This window comes from Amycolatopsis tolypomycina (assembly GCF_900105945.1).
In the GTDB taxonomy this organism is placed as follows: domain Bacteria; phylum Actinomycetota; class Actinomycetes; order Mycobacteriales; family Pseudonocardiaceae; genus Amycolatopsis; species Amycolatopsis tolypomycina.
In genome coordinates, this window is record NZ_FNSO01000004.1 from 5,823,530 (window position 1) to 5,836,706 (window position 13,177).

Sequence of the window (13,177 nt, forward strand, 5' to 3'; positions counted from 1 at the left end):
CGACAAAAACCGAACGGATTAGCCGCGGACGGTCACCACCAGCGTCTGCGAGACGCCGTTCACCTGCACGGACAGGCGTGCGACACCCGGCCGCAACGCCGTCAGGACGCCCGAAGCCGGGTCGAACGCGACGACACCCCGGCCGACCGTCCAGTCCGCGCTCACCGGGTAGGACACCGGCACGTCCCGCGAGCCCTGCCGCACCGAAGCCCGGACGACGGCGCGCTCGCCGGGTGCCATCGACGACGGCCCGGTCAGCGACAGCGCGTCGACGTTGGGCCGCGTCTCGAACCGCACCGGCTGCGCACGGTCGGCCGGGTCGATCCGCAGCAGCGTCCAGCCGACGAACCCGCCGTCGCCGGGCGCGGCCGCGGGCGCCTTGCCCGAGTTGCCGTTGACCAGGTACGGCACCCCGTCGACCCGCGACAGCGAGAACACGCCGGCGTGCGACGCCACCGCGGCCGCGGGCTTGCCGGACGCCTGCTCGAACCCGGTCAGCCACCGGGTCAGCAGCGCGGCCTCCTTCCGGTCGCCGAGCTGGGAGTTCCCGGTCGGGCTCGGGTCCCGCACCGGGTGGTGCATGGCGACGACGACCCCGCGGACCGACCGGTCGGCCGCCGCGGAGTCCAGCGCCGTGCGCAGCAGCCTGACCTGGTCGAAGCCGCCGGCCCGCAGCGTGCCGCGAGAGGAGTCGAGCAGCACCAGCCGGATGCCGTGGACGTCGGTGACCCGGTGCGTCGCGCCGAAGGCTGCCTGGAAGTTCGCGAGGCCGTTGCCGCCTTCGGCCTCGTGGTTGCCCGGCACGTAGTACCAGGGCACCTTGCCCTCGAGCTCGTCGGTGATCACCTGCCGGGCCAGCGCGAAGTCGGGCGCGGTGCCGCGGTCGACGAAATCGCCGTTGAGCAGCACCAGATCCGGCTTCGCGGCGACGGCTTCGCGCAGCGCCCGCCGGGCCTGGGCGACCAGCGGCCCCGCCGGGTCGTCCGCGGTGAACTGGGCGTCGCTGACGACCGCGACCCGCAGGCCGCCGGCCAGGACGCCGTCGGTGACCAGCGCCGGGTCGCGCGGGGCGGGGTCGGCGGGCACGGCCGTCGTCGGCGCCACCTCGAAGGTGAGGTCGTCGAACCCCAGCCGGCCTTCGTACTGCTGGTCCGGGACGTTCTCCACGGCGTAGAAGCGCGCCAGGCGCTGTCCCGAAGGCAGGCCGGCCGGGATCGCGGCCGTGACGTACCGCCAGCCCGTCCAGTCGACGCTCAGCGAAAGGTCCACAATGGACGCCACGTTCGCGGCGTCCCGCAGCTCCGCCCGCAGCCACGCGCCCTTGCCGTCGCCGTCGACCCACAACCCGATCTTCTGCGTACCCGGCGGCACCGGAAGCGGCGAAGACGGCGTCACGTAGGCCGCGCGCGTCGCGGTGGTGCCGGTCAGCCGGTAGTCCAGCGCGAGCCCGGCGCCGCCGTCGCGGCCGGGTGCCGCCGACAGCGCCGCACCGACGACCGCCGGGAACACCGTGGCCGACCAGCCCGCCGGACCGTCCAGCGGGGCCGCGACCTGCGCGACCGTGCCGACCGACGCGGCCAGGTGCGTGGTCAGGCCGGCGGCCGACGCGGTGATCGCCGACGCGCCGGAGGACGTCAGCGCGGTGACCGCGTAGCCGTCACCGGAGGGCTTGACCCGCACGACGGAGTGGTCGTAGTCGAGCTTGACGTCGTCAGGCTCCAGCCAGGTGCCGTAGCCGTCGGCGTCATAGCCGTAGACCTTGAAGGTGCTTCGCGCGCCCGCGCCCGACAACGCGACCTGCTCGGTGCTGGTGCCGAGCCGGACGGGCTTGCCCAGCACCGCAAGCGCCGTCTTCCCGGACGCCCGGCCGGACCGCGCGACGACGTCGACGGCACCCGCGCCATGGCCGGTGACCACGCCGCGCGTCACGGTCGCCCGCCGCGGGTCCGACGTGGTCCAGCGCGGGTCGGCGGCCACCGCGGCGCCGGTTTCGTCGTGGCCGTGGGCGACCAGGCGCCGGGTCAGGCCGGCCAGCACGCGGTCGGCGCCGTCCGCCGTCACCGCCGGGGCCGGCGCGAACCCGGTGAGCCGGCCGCTGCCCGGCACGGTCGTGAAGCCGATGCCGTTGGGCACCAGGCGTTCCCCGCCGTCGGACGGCGCGTTCCGGACGCTCGGCGCCGCTTCGCCCTCGGTGCGCGCCAGGAGCGTCGACGAACCGCCGCCGTCGAGGTTGAGGGCGTCGTCGGCGCCGAGGCTCTTCAGGTGGCGCGCGAGTTCCAGCTCGGTCATCCCGCGGCTGTCGGCCTGCCGCCCGTCCACGGTGGCCAGCCACAGTTTCCGGCCGTCGGCGGAGAAGCCGACCGCGGTCCGCGGGTGCAGGGCGACGTCGTCGACCGGTTGCACGACGCCGTCGCGGAGGAGGACCTTGTTGCCGCCCACGGCGACCGCGATCTTCCCGGCGTCCGAGCGCGGCGCATAGGTGACGCCGACCGCGTCACCCGGCTGCAGTGCCGCGAGTGCGTCCGCCCCGGCTTCGCGGGCCAGCAGCAGTGTGGTGCCCGCCGCGATCGGGCCGTCCGCCGCCTGCTCGCGCACGGCGGTGACGACGCCGTCGCGCAGCTCGACCTCGCGCACTCGTGAGGCGCCCGCGACCGACGTCCGGCGGCTCGAAGCGCCCCACAACGGCGTGTAGACGCCGATCGCGTCCGTGCCCAGGACCGGGCTGTTGAAGTTGGTCGCTTTCACAACCCCACTGGGCAGCGTCACGGTGGCTTCGAGGAAGACCGAGGCCAAAGCCGCCTTGCCCGCGTCGGTGACCGACGCGGTGAGGTTGTGCCCGGCGGCAGGTGCCGTCTGCAGCTGCCCGCGGTCGATGCCGACGCCGATCGGCGCGCCGGTGGCGTTGATGTCGAAGAAGTCGCCGTTGACGCCGGCCACCGCACCCGCCCGCGCCACCTGCTGCGACAGCGGCGTGCGCGCGGAAACCGTGCCGGGGCTCAGGTACGTGGGCCGCAGGACCTTGCTGCCGAGGTCGACGGCGAGGGTGTCGCCGCGGATCCAGCCCGCCGGGTCGAACCGGTCGAACTGGGTGAGGTTCAGCCCGGGCGCGACCTCGGTGGTCGCACTGCCGGTGACCAGGCCGTCGTCGACGTCCGCGGCGGCGAAGACGCCCGGCCCTTCGTGGGCCGACGATCCGGCGGGCGCGGCCTCGATCGGCGGGGTGCCGAGCGGGGCGTCGAGGCGATCGCCGGGGACGACGAAGGCCGTCGCGAACAGGGCGACGAACGGCAGCGCGATGCGTGACTTCTTCACCGGGTACCCCAGTATCGAGTGAGGAGCGAGCCGAATCAGCACAGCGCAGTGGCACGGCCGGGGGAAGGCTTCCCGGTGAACGCCGCCTGAATGGTCTAGAACACCATCACGGGGTCAGCGGTGCGGCGAGGAGCGCCTTCGCGGCGTCGCCGGTCGCGCGCGGGTCCGGCCCGGTGCGCTTCCACAGGCGCAGCAGCAGATCGCGTGCGGGCGCTTCGACGGTCGCGCCGCCGGAAACGGCCGGCCCGAGCGCGGGCGGCTCGCCGGGGTGCACGGTCCAGACGTCGCCGGTGTCGGTGGCGCGCAGGGTGACGGGCCCGGGCAGCTGCGGTACGGCGTGCCAGCGCGTCACCCGCGGCAGCATCGCCGTGAAGACCTCGTCGACGCCGTCCGCGGCCACGGCCGGGTCGAGCACGTGGCCGCTGCCGAGGTCGGCGAGGTGGACGGCGGTTTCGTGGACCTGACGGCGGAACCAGAACGCCTTGGTCTTCCCGGTGCCGGCGAAGTGCCAGCACGGGTCCCCGGGGTCGGCGGTCTCCAGCTCGGCGAGCAGGAGGCGCGCGCTTTCGGCGTACCACGACACGAGGTCGCCGCCCGCGCCGACGGCGGAGTCCTGCGGGTGCACCTCGCCGGTGCGGACGATCGTCGCGGCCCAGCGGTGCACGTTGCCCAGGTGCGTCGCGAGATCGGTGACGGTCCAGCCGTCGCAGTCGGGCACCGCCGCGGCCGGGTCGGCCGTGCGCAGCGCCGCGGCGAACGCGCCGGTCAGCTCCGCCAGCACCGGCAGGTACGCGCGGGCGTCGAACGGCATCTTCGTCATGGGAGTCTCCCGGGCTGCCGGGACCACGCGCGGGCGTGGCCCCGGCAGGGCGTCACAGGTCGGGGAACCAGAGCTTCAGCTCACGCTCGGCCGACTCCGGCGAGTCCGAGCCGTGGACCAGGTTGTACTGGGTCTCCAGCGCGAAGTCGCCGCGGATGGTGCCCGGGGTGGCCTTCTCGACCGGGTCGGTGCCGCCGGCGAGCTGGCGGAACGCGGCGATGGCGCGCGGGCCCTCGACGGCGAGCGCGACCAGCGGGCCCGAGGTGATGAACTCCAGCAGGTCGCCGAAGAACGGCCGCTCCTTGTGCTCGGCGTAGTGCTCCTCGGCCAGCGCCTGCGGCACGGTCCGCAGCTCGAGCGCGGCGAGCTGGAGGCCCTTGCGCTCGATCCGCGAGATGACTTCGCCGACGAGGCCGCGCGCGACGCCATCGGGCTTGACCAGGACCAGCGTGCGTTCAGTCACGACGGTTTTGCTCCTTGGTGCGGTGGGTTTCGGTGCGCGTGAGCGTAGCCGACCTCGGTCAGCGGCCCTGCGGGTGCAGTGTCTTCGACCACAGCGACGCCCCGGTGGCGTCGCGCAGGTCCACCGTGAGGTCGCCGCTCGCGCCGTCGACGTTCAGCTCGCCGAAGTGCTGGAAGCCGTCGATCGGGGCCGTGTTCGCCGACGGCGGGGCGTGCACGAAGACCGCCTCCGGGCCGAACGTCGGGTCGAGGGTGTTCGGCCCGAACGCGCCGGCGTTCAGCGGGCCCGACACGAACTCCCAGAACGGGTCGAAGTCCTGGAAGGCCGCCCGGTCGGGTGAATAGTGGTGCGCGGCGGTGTAGTGGACGTCGGCGGTCAGCCAGACGACGTTGCGGACGCGGCGGCGCTGGATTTCCCGCAGCACCCACGCCAGTTCCGTTTCGCGGCCGCCGGGCGCGCCGGGCAGGTTGTTCGCCACGGCTTCGATGTTCGCGCCGTCCGGGACGACCAGGCCCAGCGGCATGTCGGCCTGGACGATCTTCCAGGTCGCCGTGCTGCGGCCGAGCGCGTCGGCCAGCCAGCGGGCCTGCGCGTCGCCGAGGATGTACCCCGGCTTGGTCCGGTCGGCCGTGTTGGCGTTGCGGTAGGTCCGCATGTCCAGGACGAAGATCTCGACGCGGGAGCCGTAGCGGAAGCTGCGGTAGACACGGCCGTCGACGGCCCGGCGCGAGTCGATCGGGTGCCACTCGTGGAACGCCTGGTACGCCCGCGGCGCGAGGACGTCGACGCGCTTCTCGGTGTAGGCCGGGTTGTCGAGGATCTTGCCCGGGTACCAGTTGTTGAGGACTTCGTGGTCGTCCCACTGGACGTAGGACGGCACCTGCGCGGCGAAGCGCTTGAAGTGGTCGTCGAGGCGGTTATAGGCGTGCTGGCCGCGGAACTCGTCGAGCGTCTCGGCGACCTTCGCCTTCTCCGGCGTGACGACGTTGCGCCACGTCCGGCCGCCCGGGAGGGTGACGGTCTCGGTCAGCGGGCCGTCGGAGTACACCGTGTCGCCGCTGTGCAGGAACAGGTCCGGGCAGCGGGCGGCCATCGCGGAGAAGATCGTCATCCCGCCCAGGTCCGGGTTGATGCCCCAGTTCTGGCCGACGACGTCGCCCGACCACACGATCCGCGCGTCGCGGCGGCCCACCGGCGCGGTGGCGAACCGGCCGGTCAGCGGCTCGCTCGTGGCGCGGCCGTCGAGGGCTTCCGCGGTGACGCGGTAGTGGTACTCGGTGCCGGGTGCCAGCGCGGGGACGCGCACGCGGCCGGTGCCGCCGCTGTCCGGGCCTGCCAGCGGGCCCGCGACCCGGCGCGCGTGCCGGAACGACGGGTCCCGCGCGATCTCGACGACCAGGCGCGACGGCCGGTCCACGCGCGACCAGACGATCGCCGAACCCGGGGTGACGTCGCCGGACTGGACGCCGTGGGTGAGCACCGGCCGGTCCCCGCGCACGAGCGGGACGGCGGCGAAGGCGGCGGACGGCAGCGCGAGGCCGGCGGCGACCGCGGAGGCGCCGGTGAGGCCGGCCTTGAGGAGCGTGCGGCGGGAGTGTTCGGTCATGCGCGGTTTCTATCCCGCCGCGGCCAACGGCGGCTTGCGCGCGGGTGAACGAACATTGGGGTTTTCCCCCATACCCGGACGTGATCGCCGTCGGTAGCGTGGTGATCACGACAAGGGGGTACGAATGACGCACATCCGAAAGGTGTTGGCCGCTCTCGCGGCCGCGCTCTCGGTCACCACTCTCTGCACCGGCGTCGCGGCGGCCGGGGAAAGCAGCGCGAAAGCCGTGCTGCGCTACACCGAACACGGCATCCCGCACATCGTCGCCCAGGACTACGCGGGCCTCGGCTACGGATACGGCTACGCATCGGCGACCGACAACGTCTGCGAGCTCGCGAAGATCTACGTCACGGTGAGCGCCCAGCGGTCGCGGTACTTCGGGCCGGACGGCGAGGGCTACCCGTCGTTGTCCGAGGCGAAGAACAACCTGCACAGCGACCTGTTCTTCCAGCAGCTCAACGACTCCGGCGTGGTCGACAGGCTGGTCGCGCAGCCCGCGCCGCAGGGGCCGCGGCCGGAGGTCCGGCAGGTCGTTTCGGGCTACGTCAAGGGGTTCAACGCGTTCCTCGCCCGCACCGGCCGGTCCGGGATCACCGATCCGGCCTGCCGCGGCGCCGAGTGGGTCCGGCCGATCACCGAGCAGGACTTCTACCGGCACTTCTACTCCATCGCCGTCACCGGCGGCCTCGGCTTCGTCACCGAAGGGCTGTTCGCGGCGCCGCCGTCCGGTGCGTCGACACCCGCCCCGGGCACGCCCGCGCAGCTGTCCGCGAGCCTGCGCGACGGGCTGGGCAAGGGCGGGCTCGGCAGCAACGGCATCGCCGTCGGCGCGGACGGAACCGCGGCGGGCAAAGGCAGTGTGCTGCTCGGCAACCCGCACTACCCGTGGCACGACGGACGGCGGTTCTGGCAGAGCCAGCTGACCATTCCCGGCCGGGTCGACGTCGCCGGGGCGAGCCTGCTCGGCATGCCGTTCGTGATGATCGGGCACACCGCGGACGCGGCCTGGACGCACACGGTGTCCACTCCGGTCACGTTCGGCCTGTTCGAGGTGCCGCTGGCCGCCGGTGACCCGACGACGTACGTGGTCGACGGCAAGCCCGAGAAGATGACGTCCCGCGAGGTCACGGTCCAGGTGCGCCAGGCCGACGGTTCGCTGAAGCCGGCGCGGCAGACGTTCTGGTCGACGCGGTACGGCCCGGTGCTGAACGACGTCGGCGGGATCCCGATGCCGTGGACGGCGAAGTCGGCGTACGCGCTGCGCGACGCCAACGCGACGAACATGCGCGGGCTGAACACGTGGTTCGAGCTCGACCAGGCCCGCAGCACCGCCGACGTCGTGCGCGCGCTCAGCCGCACCCAGGGTGTGCCGTGGGTGAACACGATCGCCACCGACCGCGCGGGCAACGCGCTGTACGCCGACATCCAGGTCGTCCCGCACGTCACCGACGAGCTGGCCCGCACCTGCAGCACGCCGGTGGGGCAGCAGACACTCGCCACCGATGGACTGGCCATTTTGGACGGTTCACGGTCGTCGTGCCGGTGGGGTTCGGACCCGGACGCGCTGGAGCCGGGGATCTTCGCACCGTCCCGGCTGCCGCAGCAACAGCGCCGGGACTACGAGCTGAACGCGAACGACAGCGCCTGGCTCTCGAACGCCCGGGCCCCGCTCACCGGCTTCCCGCGGATCGTCAGCGACCAGGACACCGAGCGTTCCCCGCGCACGCGGGAAGCGCTGCGCACGGCCGAGGCGAGCAAGTTCACGGCGGACTCGATGAAGAAGATGCTCTTCGCCGACCACAGCCTGTTCGCCGACCTCGCGGCGGCGGACCTCGCCAAGCTGTGCGCGTCGTTCCCGGGCGGGCTGGCACCGTCGTCGACCGGCCCGGTCCCGGTCGGCGCGGCGTGTGACGCCCTCGCGAGCTGGGACCACCGGTACACGCTCGACAGCCGTGGTTCCCTGTTGTTCCAACGGTTCGGTGTGCGGCTCGGCAACGTCGACCGGTTCACGGTGCCGTTCGACCCGAAGGCGCCGCTGACCACACCGAACACGCTCAACATCGGCGACGCGGGTGTGCAGAAGGCCTTCGGGGACGCGCTCGTGGAACTGCGCGCGGCGGGCCTCGCCCCGGACGCGCGGCTGCGCGACGGCCAAGCGGTGACCCGCAACGGCGAGCGCATCCCGATCCACGGCGCCCAGGGTTTCCTCGGGGTGCTGAACGTGATGACACCGGTGTGGGACCCGGCCCGCGGCAACGCCGAGGTGGCGCACGGGTCGAGTTTCGTCCAGGTGGTGGGGTTCAGCGGTCGCGGGTGCCCGGATTCGTCGACGTTGCTGACGTATTCGCAGTCGGCCAACCCGAAGTCGCCGTACTTCAGTGATCAGACGAAGCTGTACAGCCGTGGTGAGTGGGTGGAGGGCCGGTTCTGCGAGGCCGACATCCTGCGGTCGCCCGCGCTGCGAGTCGTCGTGCTGCGGTGACTTTCCTCGGCGAAGGCGGGCGCTCGGCGTCCGCCTTCGCCGACGGGTCAGGGCTGGGGTTGCTGGCTCGCCAGCGTCCCCGCGGCCATCCGCCGCGCGACGTCGCGGCGCAGCCACAGCAGCCACAGCCACACCGCCAGGAAGATCACGCCCAGCACCGCGATCGCCGGCAGCCAGAACACCAGGGCGATGAGCACCACCTGCAACACCAGGATCAGCGGCACCGCCCACGTGCGCTTGACGAACCCGCACGTCACGATCAGCAGCACCGCCACCGCGATGACCGTCCAGCCGGTACCGGTCGAGATGCCGCCGCCGAGCTTGTTGACCACCGGGAGGGCCAGGGCGACCGTGATCGCCTCCATGATCAGCGTGCCGGACATCACGCCGCGGAAGCCCTTCATCGGGTCCTTGGGCTTCTGCTGCGACGGCGAGGTCATGCCGGCTCCTTCCCGAACAGCGTGCGCGCCTCGCCCGCCGTCACCACGGAGCCGGTGACCAGCACGCCGCCGCCCGCCAGGGGTTCCTCCGGGTCTTCGTTGGTCTCCACCAGCGCGATCGCCGTCTCGATCGCCGTCTCCAGGTCCGTCTCCGCCACGACGCGGTCTTCGCCGAACACCGAGATCGCCAGCTCGTTCAGCTCGCCCAGCGGCATCGACCGGGGCGAGGAATTGCGCGTCACGACGATGTCCGACACCACCGGCTCCAGCGCGTCGAGGATGCCGTGGGCGTCCTTCTCGGCCATCACGCCGACCACCGCGACCAGGCGGCGGAAGGCGAACTCCTCGGACACCGTCGTCGCGAGGGCGCGGGCGCCGTGCGGGTTGTGCGCCGCGTCGAGCAGGACAGTCGGGGCCGAACGGACCCGCTCGAGCCTGCCCGGGGTCTCGACCTCGGCGAACGCCTCGCGCACCGCCTCGACGACCAGCTGCTTGTCCTTGCCCGCGCCGAAGAACGCCTCGACCGCGGCCAGCGCCAGCGCGGCGTTCGCGGCCTGGTGGGCGCCGTGGAGCGGGAGGAAGATCTCGTCGTACACCCCGCCGAGGCCCTGCAGCTTCAGCAGCTGCCCGCCGACGGCGGTCTCCTTCTCCAGCACGCCGAACTCGCTGCCCGCGCGGGCCACCGCGGCGTCGACCTCGACCGCGCGCTCCAGCAGCACCTTGAGCACCTCGGGGTCCTGCTCGGCGATGACCGCGACCGAACCCGGCTTGATGATGCCCGCCTTCTCGCGCGCCGCGCTCACCGCGTCGGGCCCCAGGTACTCGACGTGGTCGAGGCCGATCGGCGTGATGACGGCGACGTCGGCGTCCGCGACGTTCGTGGCGTCCCAGGCCCCGCCCAGGCCCGCCTCCAGCACCGCGGCCTCCACCGGCGCGTCGGCGAACGCGGCGAACGCCATCCCGGTGAGGATCTCGAACTTGCTCATCGCCACGCCGTCCGCCGAAGCACCGTCCACCATGGACACGTACGGCGCGATGTCGTGCCACAGCTCGGCGTAGCGCGCGGCGGAGATCGGCCGGCCGTCGAGCGCGATCCGCTCGGTGACCAGCTGCAGGTGCGGGCTCGTGTAGCGGCCGACGCGCAAGCCCATCCGGGTCAGCAGCGCGTCGATCATCCGGGCCGTGGAGCCCTTGCCGTTCGTGCCGGCCACGTGCAGCACCGGGTAGCCGCGGTTCGGCTCGCCCAGCAGCTGCGTGAGCGCCGAAATGCGGGTGAGCGACGGCTCGATCTTCGTCTCCGGCCAGCGCTGGTTCAGCTCGGCCTCGACGGCCATCAGCTCGCGCCGCGCCTCGGGGCCGTTCGGGTCGCCGTACTCGACCGGCTCGCCCTGGTCGTCGAGCTCGTGCAGCTCGGTGTCCTCGGGCACGCTCAGGTCGGGCACCGGGCCGGTGGCGAGGTTGTCGCCCAGCTGGCCGACGCCGCCGATCCCGCCGCGCGAGCCGCCGCCCGCCTCGAACGCGGTGTCGCGGACGTCCAGTTCGGGGTCGTGGTCGTCGGACTCCTCGTACCCCGACGTCCCCAGCTCGTCGACGCCCGCGAAGCTGTCCAGATCCGACAGGTCCGGCTTGCGACCTGTCTCATCCTGCGGCACTGAATCTCCTCCGGCCTGGGGTTTCGCACTTGCCTTCCGAGTCTACGTGCGTGCTTGGTGGCACTCTCGACGCATGCCGTTCAACCACAACGACCACTACCACCCGCTGCTGCTGGACCTGCTGCCGCCGGGGCCGGGGATCGCGCTGGACGTCGGCTGCGGCACCGGCCGGTTCGCCCGGCGGCTGGCCGCGACCGGCATGGCGGTGGAGGCGGTCGACGTCTCGGCGGCGATGGTCGAGGCCGCGGCCGGGCTGGGGTCGCCCGGGCCCGGCGAGATCGTCTACCGGCAGGCCGACGTCACCACCGACGCCTTGCCCGAGGCGCACTACGACTACATCTCGTGCCTGGCGTCGCTGCACCACATGCCGTTCGAGACGGTCGCCAAGCTGCGTCGCGCGCTGGTGCCGGGCGGGGTGCTCGTGGTGCTGACGCCGGCCCGGCCGAGCAGTCCGGCGGACTGGGCGCGCGAGGTGGCCGCCGTGCCGCTGAACGCGCTCGCGCGGCTCGTCGTGTACGCCGGCGAGCGGCTCAACGGCGGGGGTGACGACGGCCCGCTCGCCCCCACGCTGTTCCGGTTCCCGACGATCGCCGAGCTGCGCCGCGAGTCGGCCCGGCTGCTGCCCGGGAGCACGGTCCGGCCGCTGCTCTTCTGGCGCACCTTGATCACTTACCGTGAACACGGCGACGGTGACCCGACTGGCGGGTGAAGTCCGCCCCCTCGACGCCCGGGGCTCGCTAGATGTGGGGGCAGCAGTTCCACCAGCGAGAACGGGGTCTTCATGCGCATCACCCGGCTGCTCACCGCCGTCGTCTCGGCAGCCGTCCTGCTGCCGGCGTCGGCCACCGCGGCGTCCGCGGCGGCCATCGGCGGCTACGTCGCCCTCGGCGACTCCTACACCTCCGGGCCGTACATCCCGGTCCAGCGGCTCGACCCGCTCGGCTGCGGGCGGTCGACGGCGAACTACCCGTCGGTGGTGGCCGCGGCCCTGCACCCCGGCCGGTTCACGGACGTCAGCTGCGCCGGCGCGAACACCACGAACCTGACCCGGCCGCAGAACGTGCCCGCCGGCGGCACCAACGGCCCGCAGCTGGACGCCCTGCGCTTCGACACCGACCTCGTCACGCTCGGGATGGGCGGCAACGACTACGGCGTGTTCGGCACCCTGACCTCGGCGTGCCCCGGCCTGCGGGCGAGCGACCCGACGGGCAACCCGTGCGAAGACCGCTTCACCGGCTCGATCTCCGCGGCGATCGACAACATCGGGCCGCGGGTCGAGGCGGCGCTCGCGGCGATCCACGAGCGCTCGCCCCGCGCGCGGGTGCTGGTGATCGGCTACCCGCGGATCGTGCCCGAACAGGGCTACTGCCCGGATGTGCTGCCCTTCGCCGACGGTGACTACGCGTGGCTGAACAGCATCGAGGAGAAGCTGAACCTGACGTTGTCCGACGCCGCGGACGCGGACGGCAAGGCGGAGTTCGTCGACACCTTCGGACCGTCACGCGGCCACGACGCCTGCGCCCGCGGCGGTTCGGCGTGGATCAACGGCCAGCACGAGAACGTCCTCGAGGCGGCCGCCTACCACCCGCTGAAGGCGGGGATGGCCGGCGTGGCGGCGGTGGTGCTCAAGGCGCTGCGCTGACGAAGTCCAGCACGAGCCGGGCGAACTCGTCCGGCAGCTCGGCGGGGGCGCCGTGCCCCGCGTCGATCTCGGCGGCGCGCGCGTCCGGGATCGCGGCGACCAGCGCACGCTGCTGGTCCGCCGTGACGATCCGGTCGTGCGCGCTGCCGAGCACGAGCACCGGCGCGGTGATGCCGGGCAGGACCGGCCGCAGGTCGACGGCGCGGTCGGTCGCGATCTGCCGGTCCGCGCCGGGCTGGATCACCGTTTCGAGGGTCTTGACGAGCTGTTCGTTGCTCTCCGCGGTCGCCTGCTCCCAGTAGCGCGGGCCGAAGGCCATCAGCGGGAGCATCCGGGCGAAGGTCCCGGTTTCGAGCAGGTCGAGCCAGTAGCGGAACTCGGCGTCCTGCCGCGTGTCGGTGACGGGCCAGGCGGCGTGCAGGACCGCGGACCGGACGCGGTCCGGGCGCGTGCCGGCGAGGTGGGCCGCCACCACCCCGCCGAGCGAGTGCCCGACGACGTGGGCGGTGGCGAACCCGGCGTGGTCCAGGACGGCTTCGGCCTGGGCAGCGAGGGCTTCGACGGTTATCGGGCCGCCGCCGTCGGTGGTCAGGCCGGAGCCGGGGAAGTCGGGCGCGAGGACGGTGAAGCCGTCCGCCTGCGCGGTCAGCGGTCCCCACTGTTCGCGGGACGCGGCGGTGCCGTGCAGCAGGAGCAGGGCGGGGCCGTCGCCGGTCCGGTCGTAGTGGACGACGGCGTCGCGGAGAGTCACTTTCGGCAT

10 protein-coding genes are annotated in these 13,177 nt (G+C 73.1%); 3 read left to right on the forward strand and 7 right to left on the reverse strand.

Annotated elements, in window-relative coordinates; translation table 11 throughout:
- Positions 1–18: 18 nt before the first annotated feature.
- The 4 genes from BLW76_RS36345 to BLW76_RS36360 form a co-directional block, all read right to left on the reverse strand.
- Positions 19–3,291, reverse strand: a complete 3,273-nt coding sequence (locus BLW76_RS36345) for a phosphodiester glycosidase family protein (protein ID WP_091320314.1) — start codon at positions 3,289–3,291, stop codon at positions 19–21.
- 127 nt (positions 3,292–3,418) lie between these two features.
- Positions 3,419–4,132 carry a maleylpyruvate isomerase family mycothiol-dependent enzyme gene (locus tag BLW76_RS36350; protein WP_091316196.1) on the reverse strand — a complete coding sequence of 238 codons (714 nt, stop codon included), beginning with the start codon at positions 4,130–4,132 and terminating at the stop codon, positions 3,419–3,421.
- Between the two features lie 52 nt (positions 4,133–4,184).
- A complete protein-coding gene (gene ndk, locus BLW76_RS36355; RefSeq protein WP_091316197.1) occupies positions 4,185–4,595 on the reverse strand; it encodes a nucleoside-diphosphate kinase in 411 nt (136 codons plus the stop codon).
- Positions 4,596–4,653: 58 nt separating this feature from the next.
- The gene (locus tag BLW76_RS36360) at positions 4,654–6,201 is read right to left on the reverse strand and encodes an alkaline phosphatase D family protein (RefSeq protein ID WP_091316199.1); all 1,548 of its coding nucleotides are present in this window, start codon (positions 6,199–6,201) and stop codon (positions 4,654–4,656) included.
- Between the two features lie 124 nt (positions 6,202–6,325).
- On the opposite strand from BLW76_RS36360, the gene BLW76_RS36365 reads away from it, so the two are divergent.
- A complete protein-coding gene (locus BLW76_RS36365; protein WP_091316201.1) occupies positions 6,326–8,683 on the forward strand; it encodes a penicillin acylase family protein in 2,358 nt (785 codons plus the stop codon).
- Between the two features lie 47 nt (positions 8,684–8,730).
- Here BLW76_RS36365 and BLW76_RS36370 read toward each other — a convergent pair whose 3' ends face one another.
- Together BLW76_RS36370 and folC are read right to left on the reverse strand one after the other, a co-directional pair.
- Positions 8,731–9,123, reverse strand: coding sequence for a DUF4233 domain-containing protein (locus BLW76_RS36370; protein ID WP_091316202.1), 393 nt, complete (start codon positions 9,121–9,123; stop codon positions 8,731–8,733).
- On the reverse strand, positions 9,120–10,775 hold the full coding sequence (gene folC / locus BLW76_RS36375) for a bifunctional tetrahydrofolate synthase/dihydrofolate synthase (RefSeq protein WP_091316203.1): 1,656 nt from the start codon (positions 10,773–10,775) through the stop codon (positions 9,120–9,122). The genes BLW76_RS36370 and folC overlap by 4 nt, the downstream gene beginning before the upstream one ends.
- Before the next feature lie 73 nt (positions 10,776–10,848).
- Here folC and BLW76_RS36380 point away from each other — a divergent pair, with 73 nt between their 5' ends.
- A complete protein-coding gene (locus BLW76_RS36380) occupies positions 10,849–11,484 on the forward strand; it encodes a class I SAM-dependent methyltransferase (protein ID WP_091316205.1) in 636 nt (211 codons plus the stop codon).
- Positions 11,485–11,556: 72 nt separating this feature from the next.
- Positions 11,557–12,417 carry an SGNH/GDSL hydrolase family protein gene (locus BLW76_RS36385; RefSeq protein WP_091316207.1) on the forward strand — a complete coding sequence of 287 codons (861 nt, stop codon included), beginning with the start codon at positions 11,557–11,559 and terminating at the stop codon, positions 12,415–12,417.
- Here BLW76_RS36385 and BLW76_RS36390 read toward each other — a convergent pair.
- Positions 12,401–13,177, reverse strand: coding sequence for an alpha/beta fold hydrolase (locus BLW76_RS36390; RefSeq protein ID WP_091316209.1), 777 nt, complete (start codon positions 13,175–13,177; stop codon positions 12,401–12,403). The two genes, BLW76_RS36385 and BLW76_RS36390, sit on opposite strands and share 17 nt — an antisense overlap.